Origin of the sequence: Vogesella sp. LIG4 (assembly GCF_900090205.1) — a bacterium.
Classification (GTDB): Bacteria; Pseudomonadota; Gammaproteobacteria; order Burkholderiales; family Chromobacteriaceae; genus Vogesella.
In genome coordinates this window covers 2273535-2287582 of the sequence record NZ_LT607802.1, presented here as the reverse complement: position 1 = coordinate 2287582, position 14048 = coordinate 2273535, and the positions used below count along the sequence as shown (strand labels likewise).

Genomic DNA, 14048 nt, shown 5'->3' with positions numbered 1-14048 from the left:
TTAAAAGGAAATGGCGGCAGCCGCAGCCAGTTTATTGCCTGGCACATGGCAAAAGCTTGCGCCAGCGCAGGTCATCGTGCCCTGCGCCGGGCATGGGGAGGGAGTCTAACGGCGGCGACAAACCAGCCACGGGCGCGCCGCGGCGGGCCAGTTCAGTGCTGGCGACCCTTCTGCTGGCGGTAGGCCACCACGGTCTGCACCAGGTCGGCGATGGAGCGGGCGCCCATCTTGTCCATCATCTTGCCGCGGTGCGCTTCCACGGTCTTGATGCTGATGCCCAGGTCGTCGGCAATGATCTTGTTCATCTTGCCTTCGATCACCCGCTCCAGCACCTCGCGCTCGCGGCTGGTGAGCGTGGCCAGCCGCGCTTCGCACTGCTGCGCCCAGCTCTCGCTCTGGCGCGCGCTCGCCGCGGCGGCCAGCGCGCTCTGCACCGCGGTGAGCAGCGCCTCCTGGTTGAACGGCTTTTCCAGGAAGTCATGCGCGCCGCGCTTCACCGCCTGCACCGCCATCGGCACATCGCCATGCCCGGTGATGAAGATCACCGGCCACGAATTGCCGCGCGCCTGCAGCTCTTCGTACAACTCCAGCCCGCTCATGCCCGGCATGCGGATGTCCAGGATCAGGCAGCCCACGCCCTGCCCCGGCTGGAAGCCGGCGAGGAAGCCTTCGGCGCTGTCATGGCAGTGCACCCGGTAGTCGTGGCTTTCCAGCAGCCACAGCAGCGAATCGCGGAAGGCTTCGTCGTCGTCGACGATATGAATGCGGATGTCGGTACGTGTCATGGTTCATACACCGGCAGGGTGAAGCGGAAAATGGTACCACCCAGCGGGTGATCTTCCACCGAGAGTTGACCCTGATGGAACTCGACGATGGAACGGCAGATGTTGAGCCCCATGCCCATGCCATCGCTCTTGGTGGTGAAGAAGGCATCGAACAGCTGCGCCTTGATGTCGTCCGGCACGCCGTGGCCGCGGTCGACGATGGCCAGTTCGATGCGCTTGCCGCTGTGGCGCTGCACCGAGACCTCCAGCTGGCGTTCGGCTGGCGGCAGCTGCTGCATCGCCTCCATGCCGTTCTTGATCAGGTTGAGCAGCACCTGCTCGATAAGGATAGGGTCCACGTGCACCAGCGGCAGCCCCGGCGCCAGGTGGATGTTGATGCGGCAGGCCAGCCGCCGCGCCTCGATGTCGGCAATGGCCAGCGCCGCCTCGATGACGTCGGCGATGTCCACCGGCTTGCGCACCGGCTCGCTCTGCTTCACGAACTCGCGCACCCGGCGCACGATCTTGCCGGCGCGCTCGGCCTGGGCGGTGATCTTCTCCATCACCGGGATCAGCGTCTCGGCGCTGGCCTTGCCCTGGCGCAGCCGCTCCACGCAGCCGGCCTGGTAGTTGGCGATGGCCGACAGCGGCTGGTTGAGTTCGTGTGCCAGGGTGGACGCCATCTCGCCCATGGTGATCAGCCGCGAGGTGGCCTGCAGCTTGAGCATCTGCTCCTCGTAGCGCCGCTCGGCAGCGCGCTGCTCGGTGATGTCGGTGAGAATCAGCATCTGCGCCGCTTCGCCATCCACCCAGCGCAGCGGCCGGGTGCGCAGCAGGCACCAGCGCGCCGGGTCGTCCAGGCGGATTTCCTGCTCGCTGCTGGCATGGCGCAGCAGCCGGTACAGCCGCAGGTCGCAATATTCGTTGCCGTTGTCATCGCCGGCTGCGGCCAACCATTCGCGGTAGCGGTGGTTGCTGAACAGCAGTTGCTGGCTACTGGGGCGCACTACCGCCACCGCGGCGTCCAGGCCCTCGATCACCGCGATGAAGCGCTCGTTGGCAGCCTCCAGCTGCCGCTGCGCCTCGCGCTTTTCCGTCATGTCGCTCAGTGCCGCCATCCAGCCGGTCTGCTGCCCTTCGGCATCGATCAGCGGCGACACCAGCAACTGGCCGTAGAAGCGCTCGCCGCCCTTGCGCTGCATCACCGATTCGAACAGCTGCTGGGTGTGCTCGCCGGACAGTGTCTGGCGCAGCACTTCGTCGTTGTAGGGGGCGATGTCCGGCGCCCAGTACGGGTAGGGCGGACGCAGGCCGATCAGCTCGGCCTCGCTGAAGCCGGTGATGCGGCAGAACGCCGGGTTCACATAGCTGATGGTGCCCTGCAGGTCGATGGCGCGGATGCCCACCACCAGCGAATCCTCCATCGCCTTGCGGAACATGTATTCGTGGCGCAGCGCCAGCTCGGCCTGCTTCTGCGCGGTGATGTCGCGGCCGGACAGGTAGATCACGCCGGCATCCGGCAGCGGGCTCAGCGCCCAGGCCAGCAGCAGCGAGTCGCCCTGGCGGTTGCCGACGCGGGTTTCCAGGTAGCGGTCCACGCTGCCGGCTTCCAGCAGCCGGCGCAGCAGCTGCTGCGTTTCCTCGCGCTGGCCGGGGTGCAGGTAGCTCAGCAAGGAGGTGCCCAGCAGTTGATCCGCCGGGTAGCCCAGGCCAGCCACGAAGGCCGGGTTGACCTGCAGCAGGGTGCCGTCGGCACGCATCACTCCCAGCCATTCGCGCGACAGGGTGTACACGCGGTCGCGCTCGCGCTCCGCCGCCACCCGGCTGCGGATGTGACGCGACAGGCTGATCAGGCTCAGCAGGGTGAGCACCGACAGCCCGGCGATCAGCCCCAGCTGGATCATGCGGTTCTTGTCCACGCTGCTGCGCACCGGCCGCGCCAGCAGCTGCAGCGGCGTGCCGCCCAGGTGGATGCTTTGCACCACCCGGCTGGCGGTGGTGTTGTGGGCGTTGCTGGCCAGGATGCGCGCGCCGCTGCCCAGCTCCAGGTAGTATTTTTCGGCAAACCACGATGGCGGCACGCGTCGCACGAAGGCATTGGCCTGGTAGATGCCGATCACCATGCCGCGGAACTGGCTGTCGCGGAACACCGGCACCATCAGGTCGAAGCGCCACTCGCCGTTTTCCAGCTGGTAGGGTTGGCCGAACAGCGCATGCCCGTTGTTGCGCGCCTGCACGAAGGCGCTGACGCTGGGGCCGGACAGGCGGGAGCCGACGGCCAGGCCGGAATCCTCGTACGGCGCCACCCAGCGCAGGGTAAAGCCGGCGTCGGCCCACACCGTCGCCACCATTTCCGGGGTATTGGCCAGGAACTGCGAGGCCTGCACCAGGAAGCCCTCTTCGTCCAGCTCCTCGCGGCCGATGTCGCGCGCCATCTGCTGCAGCTCTTCCTGCTGGCCATCCAGCCGCAGGCGCATGGTCTGCTCCGCCCACAGCGTGTCCTTGGCCAGGTCGGTACGCAGCTGTTCGTTTTCACGCGCATCCAGCGTCCACAGCATCACCGCCATGGTCAGGAAGAACAGCACGATGGTGCTGTTGGGCATCAGCCGGTAAAAACGGCTGCGCTTGAATGTGGTGTAAAAGCGGGGGGTGCGCATGCACTGGACGCCAGGAGGTTGGCCGCAAGGGAAGTCGGAATGCGATAATAGGCACTTCACGCCAACACCGCCATCAGGAACAGCCCGTGCCCCGCCTTGCCTGTCTTGCCCTGTTGCTCTGCTCCGCCCTTGCCGCGGCCGCGCCGCCGATACGTATCGGCGTGTCCGGCCCGTTCAGCGGCGGCTCTTCACCGATGGGGCTGAGCATGCGCGGCGGCATCCGCCTGGCGGCGGAAGACATCAACCGCAGCGGCGGCGTGCTGGGGCGGCAGATCCAGCTGGTGGAGCGCGACGACCGCGGCCGCCCGGACTACGCCATCCGCGTGGCCGGCGAGCTGATCGACAAGCAGCAGGTGGTGGCCACGGTGGGCTTTGCCAACAGCGGCGTGGCGCTGGCCTCGCAATACCGCTACCAGCAGGCCAGCATCCCGGCCATTACCGCGGTGGCCACCGCGCACGTAGTGACACAGCAGTTCCTGCCGCCGCGCTATGCGGCCAACTATGTGTTCCGCGTTGCCGCCTCGGATGCGCTGCAGGCACCGCTGATCGTGCGCGAGGCGCTGCGGCGCGGCTTTCGCCGCGTGGCGGTGCTGAACGACAGCAGCAACTACGGCCAGCTGGGGCAGCAGGACCTGCTCAAGGCGCTGGCCGCCAGCGGCATCCAGCCGGTAAGCGTGCAGCAGTTCCACAACGGCGAACTGGACATGAGCGGCGCACTGCGCGAGGCGCGCACTGCCGGCGCGCAGTGCATCCTCACCTACACCATCGGCCCGGAGCTGGCGCAGATCGCCAACACCCTGGCGCAGATGGAATGGCGCATCCCGCTGATCGGCAGCTGGACGCTGTCGATGTCCAACTTCATCGACAACGCCGGCCCCAATGCCGAAGGCGCGCGCATGGTGCAGACCTTCATCGAGGACGGCAACACCCCGCTGCGCGCCGACTTCATCCGCCGCTACCTGCAGCGCAATCCGGGCGAACGCATCCCCTCGCCGCCCTCCGCCGCCCAGGGCTACGACAGCCTGCTGCTGCTGGCTGCCGCCATGCAGCAGGCCGGCAGCACCGACGGCCCCCGGGTGCGTGCCGCGCTGGAAGACCTGCGCCAGCCGGTAGCCGGCCTGATCACCACCTATCGCCACCCGTTCTCCACCAGCGATCACGAGGCCATCAAGCTGGACATTCCGGTAATAGGCGAAGTGCGCCAGCGCAAGGTGGTATACGCCTACCCGCAGGATCGCCAGCGCCATCCCTGAGCACGGCAAGCCGGCCGCCGCTGCCCTGCGGCCAACCATAACGGCCGCGGGCGGCGTATGGCGGTGGTTTTTTCTTGCCATGCCGCCAGGCCCGGCTACACAGAGTAAATATCCGCTCTTCAACGCAATGGCGTTCAGAACAAGCAAGGAGGACAGGCAATGAAGATCATCCATGGCGCGCTTTGCGGGCTGCTGCTGGCACTGCTGGCGCCCAGCCAGGCCGCCACGCCCGAGGACATGGCCCGCCAGTGGTGCGCCAGCTGTCACAATGCCGACGGCAATAGTTCGTCGCCACTGATTCCGCGCTTGGCGGGACAGCAGGCCGGCTACCTGGCACAGCAGCTGCAGGCAATGAAGGAGCACAGCCGCAGCGACCAGTCGGCGCACGACTTCATGTGGCGTAGCGGCAGCACGCTGGACGATGCCGCTATTGCCGGCCTGAGCGACTACTTCTTCGGCCAGAAAGCGGCGGCCAACACCGCTGCCGTCGATGCGGCGCAGGCCGCGGCTGGCGACCGTATCTTCCACAACGGCATCGACGGCAAGGGCACCTCCGCCTGCGCCACCTGTCACGGCCAGCGCGGCGAAGGCAGTGAAAGCGGGCCGCGCCTGGCCGCCCAGCACGCGGCCTACGTCGCCAGGCAGCTGCACGCGTTTGCCGGCAGCCAGCGCCCGGCAGCGGCGGAGATGCAGGCCATCGTCAAGACACTGAAGGATGAAGAGATCAACGCGCTGGCGGCCTATATCCAGACACTGCACTAGTTGGCCGCAAGCCAGGTAGTTGAAAGCAGGCCGCCGCAGAAACGACAATGCCGTTCACCAACAGGTGAACGGCATTGTTCTGGTGGACGTGCTGCGGATCAGCGACGCGCTTCCTTGTCCTTCAGGTGCGCTTCCAGCGCATGGCCGGCGGACAGGATATGGAAACGCAGGAATTCCGCCGCCTCGTCCGCCGCGCCCTTGCGGCACATGTCCAGCAGCTTGGTGTGCTCCTCGTGGGCACGTTCCATGGTGCGGGTCAGCAGGATCTGCATGCGGGTGTAACGGTCGGTCTTGTTGTGCAGCTGTTCCAGCAGCGCCAGGGTATTCGGGCGCTTGGCGGCGCGGTACAGCGCCAGGTGAAAGCGCGAGTTCAGCTCGCCCCAGTGGCGGATATCGTTGCTGGACAGCGCCAGTTCGAATTCCTTCAGCGTCGCCTCCGCCACCTCCAGGTCCGCCGCCTCCTGGCGCGGAATCGCCACCCGCAGCAGCTCGCTTTCCAGCATGGCGCGGATTTCCACCAGTTCCAGCACGTCGTCCAGCGACAGCTTGGACACCAGCGCGCCCTTGTGGTCGATGATCTGGATCAGCCCTTCCGCCTCCAGCTGGCGCAGTGCCTCGCGCACCGGCACCCGGCTGACGCCATACTCGTTGGACAGCGCTTCCTGACGCAGCTGCTGCCCATCGGCAAACTCGCCCGACAGAATGCGCTGACGCAAGGATTCGGTAACGGCACTGGTCAGGGTCTGACGTTTGATGGGCTGCAGGGTGGTCATGGCGCGGCTCTGATTATCGGATACATGCAAATGTATCCGATTATACGGTGAAATTCACTGCCGACAACCTGACCAAACAGATGGAATAACGAAAAAACCCGGCCGAAGCCGGGTTTATTCTGGGGTGGATGATGGGACTCGAACCCACGACAGCCGGAATCACAATCCGGGACTCTACCAACTGAGCTACATCCACCGCTGAGCGGTGCGTTCACCAGCCAGAGGCTGACAAACCTTGTTTATGGGGTGAATGATGGGGCTCGAACCCACGACAACCGGAATCACAATCCGGGACTCTACCAACTGAGCTACATCCACCACTGCAAATCTTGGCGCGCCCGACAGGAATCGAACCTGTAACCCCCGACTTAGAAGGTCGGTGCTCTATCCGGTTGAGCTACGGGCGCTCACGTCGGGCGTGCTTACTAATTAGGCTGTTGGTCGGGGCGGTGGGATTCGAACTCACGACCCTCTGCTCCCAAAGCAGATGCGCTACCAGGCTGCGCTACGCCCCGACAACAGGCTGCGAACTATACTGACCGGCCTATCCTGTGTCAACTGCCCGTGCAGAATATTTGCAATCAGATGCCATTTGCTTATCGAAGCCGAGGCCAGCACGCGACAGCTTGCAATAAAAAAATCTTGCTATCAGAGCACGGCAAGCCTTTGAAGCGATTGAGCAGAACGCCCAAAAAATGCGAAAATCCGGCCTTTCCTTCCAACCAACCGATTTTTTAGGTGGATAGCAGCATGGCGGCACAACTAATCGACGGCAAGGCCGTCGCCGAAACCCTGATCAACCGAGTGCGCGAAGGCGTGGATGCCCGTGTGGCAGCCGGCAAGCGCGCCCCGGCCCTGGCCGTGATCCTGGTAGGCGATGACCCGGCCTCCGGCATCTACGTCAAGAACAAGAAGCGTTCCTGCGAAAAGGCCGGCATTCGCTCCGTCGCCTACGACCTGCCGGGCAGCACCAGCCAGGCGGAACTGCTGGCCATCATCGACGAGCTTAACGCCGACGACGGCGTGGACGGCATCCTGGTGCAGCTGCCGCTGCCCAAGCAGATCGACCCGCAGCTGGTGATCGAGCGCATCAACCCGAAGAAGGATGTCGACGGCTTCCACCCGTACAATATGGGCCGCCTGGCGGTGAAAATGCCGCTGCTGCGCCCATGTACCCCGCGCGGCGTGATGACGCTGCTGGAAGAGTACGGCATCAACCCGAAAGGCAAGAACGTGGTGATCGTGGGCGCATCCAACATCGTTGGCCGCCCGCAGGCACTGGAAATGCTGCTGGCACGCGCCACCGTCACCGTGTGCCACAGCGCCACCGCTGACCTCGCCGCCGAAGTTGGCCGCGCCGACATCGTGGTAGCCGCAGTGGGCATTCCCAAGTTCGTGAAGGCCGAATGGCTGAAACCGGGCGCGGTGGTGATCGACGTGGGCATCAACCGCCTGGCCGACGGCAGCATCTGCGGCGACGTGGATTTTGCCCCGGCGCGCGACATCGCCAGCTTCATCACCCCGGTACCGGGCGGTGTCGGCCCGATGACCGTGGCTACCCTGTTGCAGAACACGCTGGATTCGGCCAACCTCAACGCCTGATCGCAGACAGCATGCCGCACCGACGCCACCGTCTGCCCCGTGCCGGCGGTGGCGTTTGCGTTTCACCCGACAAGAACGGACAAAGAGCCACCCGATGAGTAACAGACATTCCGCCACCCTGCTGGTGAGCTGCCCGGACAGCCAGGGCCTGGTCGCTGCCATTGCCAACTTCCTGCTCACCTACAACGCCAACATCCAGCACGCCGACCAGCACCAGGACCCGGTGGAAGGCCTGTTCCTGATGCGCGTGCAGTGGGATCTGGCCGGTTTCAGCCTGCCGATGGAGAACTTCGCCGCTGCCTTTGCGCCGATCGCGGAGAAATACCATATGCAGTGGGAGGTATCGCTGTCGGTGCGCAAGCCGCGCATGGCGATCTTCGTCTCCAAATACGAGCACTGCCTGGTGGACCTGCTGCACCGCTGGAGCATCGGCGAGCTGGATTGCGACATTCCGCTGATCATCTCCAACCACGACGACTGCCGCCGCCTGGCCGAATACCACGGCATTCCCTATCACGTCATCAGCGTGAACAAGGACAACAAGGAACAGGCCGAGGCCGAGCAGTGGGCGCTGCTGGAAGCCGCCGAGGTGGACCTGATCGTACTGGCGCGCTACATGCAGGTGCTGTCGCACAAGTTCGTGGAGCGCTACCCGCACCGCGTCATCAACATCCACCACAGCTTCCTGCCGGCCTTCGACGGCGCCAAGCCCTACCACCGCGCCTTCGCCCGCGGCGTGAAGCTGATCGGCGCCACCAGCCATTACGTTACCGAGATCCTGGATGACGGCCCGATCATCGAGCAGGAAGTCACCCGCATCTCGCACCGCGACGACGTGGAAGACCTGATCCAGAAAGGCCGCGACCTGGAACGCGTGGTACTGTCGCGCGCCGTGCGCTGGCACCTGGAAAACCGCATCCTCGCCTACAACAACAAAACCGTGATCTTCGACTGATGAGCCTGCCGCTGTTGCACGACGCCATCGACTTGGTTCGCCTGCGCGTCGCCCCGCTGGAACACTACCGCTACTCCCCGCTGCAGCTGCTGCTGGTGCTGCTGTTGCTGGGCACCCTGGCCGCTGCCGGCGCCATCAGCTCCGGCGCCCGGGGCGAGCCGGCCAATGTGGTGGCGCTGTTCACCCTGTACGTGACGCTGGAGACGCTGGGCCTCAGCCTGTTCATGCGCTGGTGGCTCAGCCGCGGCGGCGAGCGGCTGCCGTATTCGCTGTTCGGGCTGATCCTGGCCTGCAGCGGGCTGCAGATACTGGACCCGCTCACCTACTGGCTGCCGGACGATGTATCGCAGGGGCTGTCCATGGTGCTGGGCATCGGCAATGTGCTGGTGCTGGTTAATGCGCTTACCCGCTGCAGCGGCCGCAGCCGTGGCCGGGTGCTGCTGGGCATCCTGCTGTTCTCGCCGCTGTCGCTGGCGCTGCTGCTGGGCCTGCTGGGTGCCGGCAGCAATATGGGCATCATCAGCATCCCAGACCTGCTGAAATAAGCACCGCCGGAACAAAACAAAAAAGCCCGCAGCAGCGGGCTTTTTCTTGTTGGCGAGCTGGCATGGCTCAGGGTTCTTCCTGCGCCGGCGCCTGCAGTGCGGCCTGCAGCTTGCGGCCAACCTCGGCGCGGCTGAAGGCGCTGCGCCACATGCAGTGGAACGCGCCATCGCGGTACAGCGCAAAATCCGGCAGATGGAACAGTTCGAAGCGCCGCGCCAGTGCGCTGGCCACCGCCACGTCCACGTAGAACAGCGCAATGCCGTCTTCCAGCCAGTGCGGCAGCTGCCTACGCCAGCCATGGCAGGCACCGCAGTGCGGCTGGCCGAACATCACCAGGCTGATGCCCGGCTGCGCTACCAGCGCGGCATCGAAGCCGAATTCGTCCAGCGGGCGCCAGCGTGCATCCGCGGCCAGCGCGGTACTCATTCCACCTTGGCGATATAGCGCGCCAGCTGCAGCATGGCGCGCACCGCCTCGCTCTTGGCGCCCTGCTCGCCACGCACCTTGGCATAGCGGCGCAGGATGGCGCGCGATTCCACGTGCACGTCCATCTCGGTATCCGGCGAAGTGATCAGCGTCATGCGGCTGCCGGCCTCCTGCAGCCTGGGCACGCCTTGGGCAATCGCCAGGTAGACCTTGTGCGCATTGTGCTGGGTAACGTGGTCGAACAGGTAGAGCATGGAATTGATGCGCAGCCCGGTCTGCTCGCGGATATGGCGCAGCAGTGCCTGCGAGCGCAGCTCACCGCGCTGCGAGGCGCCGCCAGGCAGACAGAAGCGCCCGGTCTGGCTGGCTGTCACCAGTACGCCGTCCGGCAGCTCGATAATGGCGGTCGCCCGGCGCGGCAGCGTGGGCGACAACTGGTATTCATAACTATTTCTTTCCGATACCACTGACATATTTGTTCCGAAAATTCCCAGTTCTGTTCAATATTTCATTTAAAAATCATGTTCTTTGCTGCACTACAGGCAGCCCGCCATTTTAAACAGCCGCTTGGAATGCGGCAAACGCCGTAGTCATGAAATCAGCCATGAAATCGCACTCGGCAAAGTGCAGCCCGCCCCTTTCCGACAATTCCCCAAACACGGGCCGCCGCCACGCCGATTCGGTACAATCGCGGCCTCGCCCCTGCGGCCAACCTTACGGGTGCCACGAAAACCCCGCTTTCCGGGCGCGACATGGCGCAAGCGAAAATCCCGACGCAGCATATAGGCAAGGCGGGATTTTTCGTGAGCAGCGCCGTAGCGCAAGGAAAGCGGCGTTTTTCGAGGCGCCCTTGCGAGCAAGTTTGCGTATGTCCCCTACTCCTTCTCCACGCGCCATCGTCATCGGTGGCGGCCCGGCCGGCCTGATGGCCGCCGAGCTGCTGTTGCAGCACGGACTGCAGGTCGAACTGTTCGACGCCATGCCCTCGGTTGGCCGCAAGTTCCTGCTGGCCGGCGTGGGCGGCATGAACATTACCCACAGCGAGCCGCGGGCGCCGTTCCTGGCGCGCTACGGCCTGCGCGAACGCGAACTGACGCCCATCGTCGATGCCTTCGATGCCGATGCGCTGCGCAGCTGGGTACATGGCCTCGGCATCGAGACTTTCGTCGGCAGCTCCGGCAAGGTGTTTCCCACCGCCATGAAGGCGGCGCCGCTGCTGCGCGCCTGGCTGGCGCGGCTGCGCGAGGCCGGTCTGCAGCTGCACGTGCGCCACCGCTGGCTGGGCTGGGACGATGCCGGCCGGCTGCGCTTTGCCACCCCGGCGGGTGAAGTGCTGCGCGAGCACGCCCCCACCGTGCTGGCGCTGGGTGGCGGCAGCTGGGCAAAACTGGGCTCGGATGGCCGCTGGCTGCCGCTGCTGACGGCCAAAGGCGTGGATGCCGCACCGCTGCAGGCGGCCAACTGCGGCTTTGTCTGCGGCTGGAGCGAGCACTTTGCCGCCAAGTTTGCCGGCAGCCCGCTGAAGAACGTGGCGCTGGGTTTCGAAGATGTGCACGGCCAGCCCTTGAGCCGCCGCGGCGAGATGGTGCTGACGCAGGACGGCATCGAGGGCAACCTGGTATACGGCTTTGCCGCCGCCATCCGCGAGCGCATCAACCGCGACGGCAGCGCCAGCGTGCAGCTGGACCTGGCGCCGGACCGCGATCTGGAACGGCTGCGCAGCGAACTGCAGCGCGGCCGCGGCGCGGCATCGCTCTCCAACCACCTGCGCAAGCAATGCGGCATCGACGGCGCCCGCGCCGGCCTGCTGCGCGAGCTGCTGGACAAGGAAAGCTTCAACGATATGGCGCGCCTGGCCGCCGCCATCAAGGCGCTGCCGCTGACGTTGCGCGCTGCGCGCCCCATCGACGAAGCCATCAGCACCGCCGGCGGCGTGCGCTTCGAGGCGCTGGACGAAAACCTGATGCTGACGGCACTGCCCGGCGTGTTCTGTGCCGGCGAGATGCTGGACTGGGAAGCGCCCACCGGCGGCTACCTGCTCACCGCCTGTTTTGCCAGCGGCCGCGCCGCGGCGCAGGGGCTGCTGGCCTGGCTGGCACGCGCCTAAGCCTGCTCAGTGCGGCACCGCCAGCACCTGCCCCCAGCTGACGCGGAAATACTGCAGGTAGAACTGCTCCAGCGTGCCGTTCTCGGCCAGCCTGGCGGCCTCCTGCTCGATGCCGTCGCGCAGCCACTCCAGCCCGGGGCGAATGCTGAACGTTTCATGGTGGCTGGCCACCAGCCCTTCCAGCCGCTTGACCCGGCCGCCGAGCTGGCGGGCGATGTCCTGCGTGGCCTGGTAGTCATCGAACACCACGTCCACCCGGCCGCCGGCCAGCATGGTGAATGAGGCCTGGGTATCCGGCGCCTCCACCCGGCGCCAATGCGTCTGCTTCACCAGCGGCTGCGGATAATCGTAGGACGGCACCCAGGCCACGCGCAGGCCGGCGAACTGCTGCAACTCGTGATAGCGCTGTTCCGGCAGCGTGGACGACACCCAGGCATGCAGCGGCCAGTACACCAGCGGCCGCTGGTTCTGCAGCCAGCCCGCCGGGGTTTCCCGCGCCGTGGCAAAAGCCACCACATCGGCGCGCCCGGCGGCGGCCTGCTTGTAGCAGCCACTCATGGACAGGAACTGGAAGTGCACGGTGGCATCGTGCTGCCGGGCTACCTGCTGCAGCACCTCGGCGCCCAGGCCCTTCACTTCGCCATTGTCGTCGCGGTAGACAAACGGCACCCAGCGCTCGGCACAAACCGTCACGGTCTGTGCCTGTGCCGCACCGGCCAGCACCATGGCCAGCACGGTGCCCCAACAGATCTTGCTCACTGCCTTCCCCCTGCGTCGCGATGACGCACTGTTTGCATTATCGGCGGTGCAGGGGGCAGCTTTCAATAAGTGGCGCCGGCGGTGAGCCACGCCACCGCTGCCGCCGCGTGCAGCGCGGTGGTGTCGAACAGCGGCAGCGGGCTGTCGTCCGCGCCCAGCAGCATGCCGATCTCGGTGCAGCCCAGGATCACCGCCTGCGCACCAGCCGCCTGCATGGCGGCGATCTCCCGCTGGTAAGCCGTGCGCGAGGCCGGCAGCACCCGGCCCAGGCACAGCTCGTCGAAGATCACCCGATGTACCTCGCTGCGGCCGGCTTCGTCCGGCAACAGCACCTGCAAACCGGCTGCGGCCAACCTGTCGCGGTAGAACGCCTCGTCCATGGTGAAGCGGGTGCCGAGCAGGCCCACGCGCTGCACGCCGGCGGCCTGCAGCGCGGCAATGGTCGGGTCGGCAATGTGCAGCAGCGGCACATCCACCGCCGCCTCGATGGCCGGCGCCACCTTGTGCATGGTATTGGTACACAGCAGCAGCGCCCCGGCCCCGGCCTGCTGCAGCCCCTGCGCGGCGGCCGCCAGCTGCGTGCCCAGCGCCTGCCATTCCCCGGCGCGCTGCCGCGCGGCCACCGGGGCGAAATCCACGCTGTGCAGCAGCAGCGGCGCCGAGTGCAACCCGCCAAGGCGTGCGCGCACGCCTTCGTTGATCAGCTGGTAGTAATGCAGTGTCGATTCCCAGCTCATGCCGCCCAGCAGCCCCAGATAACGCATCACCATACCCCCGCCAGCAACAGTTCATCCCACAGCAGGTAGCCGGCAGTCGCCGCCATCGCCGTGGCCATCACGCCATTGAACCACAGCCGCACCCGCTCGCGCGCCAGGTGGTGGCGCAGCGCGTCACCCATGCCGGCCCACACCGCGATGCACGGCAGGTTCACCATGGCGCAGATCAGTGCCAGCAGCAGCGAATGTCCGGCGGTGGCATCGTGCGGCAGGAACAGCACACTGGTATTCACCACCATCACCCAGGCCTTGGGATTCACCCACTGGAACGCCGCCGCACCGATGAAGCCCAGCGGCTTGCCCGCCTGCCGCCCCTGCGGCGCACCGGCGCGCCATACCTGCCACGACAGCCAGAACAGGTAGCTACAGCCGGCCAGCGCCAGCCACAGCCGCCCCTGTTCCAGCAGCGCCAGCACCCAGCCCAGCAGCAGCGACACCAGCAGGATCTGCAAACCGTGGCCGCCGGAAATGCCCAGCATGTGCGGCACGGTGCGGCGCCAGCCGAAATTGACTCCGGATGCGGCCAACATCAGGTTATTGGGGCCGGGGGTAACGGACATCAGCGCGACATAACTCAGTAATGGCCAGCTCAGCATGGCTTGCTCCTCATGAACGGATAGCGATGAGTACATGCTAATGGCGCGCCAACTCTGGTTACAGCCGCACGG

The 14048-nt window shown here is 65.9% G+C and carries 14 protein-coding genes and 4 tRNA genes; 6 read left to right on the top strand and 12 right to left on the bottom strand.

Annotation, left to right across the window (positions count from 1 at the left end; all coding sequences use genetic code 11):
* Nucleotides 1–152 precede the first annotated feature (152 nt).
* Both PSELUDRAFT_RS10790 and PSELUDRAFT_RS10785 read right to left on the bottom strand, forming a co-directional pair.
* A complete protein-coding gene (locus tag PSELUDRAFT_RS10790) occupies nt 153–785 on the bottom strand; it encodes a response regulator transcription factor (protein ID WP_088966848.1) in 633 nt (210 codons plus the stop codon).
* Nucleotides 782–3421: a PAS domain S-box protein gene (locus tag PSELUDRAFT_RS10785; RefSeq protein WP_088966847.1), complete on the bottom strand. Its 2640-nt coding sequence runs from the start codon at nt 3419–3421 to the stop codon at nt 782–784. The genes PSELUDRAFT_RS10790 and PSELUDRAFT_RS10785 overlap by 4 nt, the downstream gene beginning before the upstream one ends.
* A gap of 86 nt (nt 3422–3507) precedes the next feature.
* Between PSELUDRAFT_RS10785 and PSELUDRAFT_RS10780 the strand changes: the two genes are divergently transcribed.
* Both PSELUDRAFT_RS10780 and PSELUDRAFT_RS10775 read left to right on the top strand, forming a co-directional pair.
* A complete protein-coding gene (locus PSELUDRAFT_RS10780) occupies nt 3508–4674 on the top strand; it encodes an ABC transporter substrate-binding protein (RefSeq protein WP_231895193.1) in 1167 nt (388 codons plus the stop codon).
* A gap of 159 nt (nt 4675–4833) precedes the next feature.
* A complete protein-coding gene (locus tag PSELUDRAFT_RS10775) occupies nt 4834–5436 on the top strand; it encodes a c-type cytochrome (protein ID WP_088966846.1) in 603 nt (200 codons plus the stop codon).
* A 98-nt stretch (nt 5437–5534) separates the two neighbouring features.
* Here PSELUDRAFT_RS10775 and PSELUDRAFT_RS10770 read toward each other — a convergent pair whose 3' ends face one another.
* The 5 genes from PSELUDRAFT_RS10770 to PSELUDRAFT_RS10750 all read right to left on the bottom strand — a co-directional run bounded on the left by PSELUDRAFT_RS10770 (nt 5535) and on the right by PSELUDRAFT_RS10750 (nt 6724).
* Nucleotides 5535–6209: a GntR family transcriptional regulator gene (locus tag PSELUDRAFT_RS10770; RefSeq protein ID WP_088966845.1), complete on the bottom strand. Its 675-nt coding sequence runs from the start codon at nt 6207–6209 to the stop codon at nt 5535–5537.
* Between the two features lie 120 nt (nt 6210–6329).
* A tRNA-His gene (locus tag PSELUDRAFT_RS10765) sits at nt 6330–6405 on the bottom strand.
* 46 nt (nt 6406–6451) lie between these two features.
* A tRNA-His gene (locus tag PSELUDRAFT_RS10760) sits at nt 6452–6527 on the bottom strand.
* Between the two features lie 12 nt (nt 6528–6539).
* Nucleotides 6540–6616: transfer RNA gene (locus tag PSELUDRAFT_RS10755), tRNA-Arg, on the bottom strand.
* Between the two features lie 31 nt (nt 6617–6647).
* Nucleotides 6648–6724, bottom strand: a tRNA-Pro gene (locus PSELUDRAFT_RS10750).
* A gap of 235 nt (nt 6725–6959) precedes the next feature.
* Between PSELUDRAFT_RS10750 and folD the strand changes: the two genes are divergently transcribed.
* The 3 genes from folD to PSELUDRAFT_RS10735 all read left to right on the top strand — a co-directional run bounded on the left by folD (nt 6960) and on the right by PSELUDRAFT_RS10735 (nt 9311).
* Nucleotides 6960–7811, top strand: a complete 852-nt coding sequence (folD, locus tag PSELUDRAFT_RS10745) for a bifunctional methylenetetrahydrofolate dehydrogenase/methenyltetrahydrofolate cyclohydrolase FolD (RefSeq protein ID WP_088966844.1) — start codon at nt 6960–6962, stop codon at nt 7809–7811.
* Nucleotides 7812–7905: 94 nt separating this feature from the next.
* Entirely contained in the window at nt 7906–8766 is an 861-nt protein-coding gene (purU, locus tag PSELUDRAFT_RS10740; protein WP_088966843.1) for a formyltetrahydrofolate deformylase, read from the top strand.
* Nucleotides 8766–9311, top strand: coding sequence for a hypothetical protein (locus PSELUDRAFT_RS10735; protein ID WP_088966842.1), 546 nt, complete (start codon nt 8766–8768; stop codon nt 9309–9311). The genes purU and PSELUDRAFT_RS10735 overlap by 1 nt, the downstream gene beginning before the upstream one ends.
* Before the next feature lie 67 nt (nt 9312–9378).
* Here PSELUDRAFT_RS10735 and PSELUDRAFT_RS10730 read toward each other — a convergent pair whose 3' ends face one another.
* Nucleotides 9379–9738 (bottom strand): thioredoxin family protein, encoded by a 360-nt coding sequence (locus PSELUDRAFT_RS10730; protein WP_088966841.1) that lies wholly within the window; start codon nt 9736–9738, stop codon nt 9379–9381.
* Nucleotides 9735–10211 (bottom strand): NUDIX domain-containing protein, encoded by a 477-nt coding sequence (locus PSELUDRAFT_RS10725; RefSeq protein ID WP_162291251.1) that lies wholly within the window; start codon nt 10209–10211, stop codon nt 9735–9737. Before PSELUDRAFT_RS10725 ends, PSELUDRAFT_RS10730 begins: the two co-directional genes overlap by 4 nt.
* 395 nt (nt 10212–10606) lie before the next feature.
* Here PSELUDRAFT_RS10725 and PSELUDRAFT_RS10720 point away from each other — a divergent pair, with 395 nt between their 5' ends.
* Entirely contained in the window at nt 10607–11845 is a 1239-nt protein-coding gene (locus tag PSELUDRAFT_RS10720) for a TIGR03862 family flavoprotein (RefSeq protein WP_088966840.1), read from the top strand.
* 6 nt (nt 11846–11851) lie between these two features.
* Here the strand turns inward: PSELUDRAFT_RS10720 and PSELUDRAFT_RS10715 are convergent, their stop codons facing one another.
* The 3 genes from PSELUDRAFT_RS10715 to PSELUDRAFT_RS10705 form a co-directional block, all read right to left on the bottom strand.
* Nucleotides 11852–12604, bottom strand: a complete 753-nt coding sequence (locus PSELUDRAFT_RS10715; protein WP_088966839.1) for an ABC transporter substrate-binding protein — start codon at nt 12602–12604, stop codon at nt 11852–11854.
* Between the two features lie 62 nt (nt 12605–12666).
* Complete coding sequence (locus PSELUDRAFT_RS10710; protein ID WP_088968466.1) at nt 12667–13368, bottom strand: aspartate/glutamate racemase family protein; 702 nt, start codon at nt 13366–13368, stop codon at nt 12667–12669.
* The gene (locus PSELUDRAFT_RS10705) at nt 13368–13976 is read right to left on the bottom strand and encodes a LysE family translocator (RefSeq protein ID WP_088966838.1); all 609 of its coding nucleotides are present in this window, start codon (nt 13974–13976) and stop codon (nt 13368–13370) included. The genes PSELUDRAFT_RS10710 and PSELUDRAFT_RS10705 overlap by 1 nt, the downstream gene beginning before the upstream one ends.
* Nucleotides 13977–14048: the final 72 nt, after the last annotated feature.

Coding starts and splice junctions, on each gene's coding strand:
- PSELUDRAFT_RS10790 (WP_088966848.1), bottom strand. CDS start 785: ATGACACGTACCGACATCCGCATTCATATCGTCGACGACGACGAAGCC.
- PSELUDRAFT_RS10785 (WP_088966847.1), bottom strand. CDS start 3,421: ATGCGCACCCCCCGCTTTTACACCACATTCAAGCGCAGCCGTTTTTAC.
- PSELUDRAFT_RS10775 (WP_088966846.1), top strand. CDS start 4,834: ATGAAGATCATCCATGGCGCGCTTTGCGGGCTGCTGCTGGCACTGCTG.
- PSELUDRAFT_RS10770 (WP_088966845.1), bottom strand. CDS start 6,209: ATGACCACCCTGCAGCCCATCAAACGTCAGACCCTGACCAGTGCCGTT.
- folD (WP_088966844.1), top strand. CDS start 6,960: ATGGCGGCACAACTAATCGACGGCAAGGCCGTCGCCGAAACCCTGATC.
- purU (WP_088966843.1), top strand. CDS start 7,906: ATGAGTAACAGACATTCCGCCACCCTGCTGGTGAGCTGCCCGGACAGC.
- PSELUDRAFT_RS10735 (WP_088966842.1), top strand. CDS start 8,766: ATGAGCCTGCCGCTGTTGCACGACGCCATCGACTTGGTTCGCCTGCGC.
- PSELUDRAFT_RS10730 (WP_088966841.1), bottom strand. CDS start 9,738: ATGAGTACCGCGCTGGCCGCGGATGCACGCTGGCGCCCGCTGGACGAA.
- PSELUDRAFT_RS10725 (WP_162291251.1), bottom strand. CDS start 10,211: ATGTCAGTGGTATCGGAAAGAAATAGTTATGAATACCAGTTGTCGCCC.
- PSELUDRAFT_RS10720 (WP_088966840.1), top strand. CDS start 10,607: ATGTCCCCTACTCCTTCTCCACGCGCCATCGTCATCGGTGGCGGCCCG.
- PSELUDRAFT_RS10710 (WP_088968466.1), bottom strand. CDS start 13,368: ATGCGTTATCTGGGGCTGCTGGGCGGCATGAGCTGGGAATCGACACTG.
- PSELUDRAFT_RS10705 (WP_088966838.1), bottom strand. CDS start 13,976: ATGCTGAGCTGGCCATTACTGAGTTATGTCGCGCTGATGTCCGTTACC.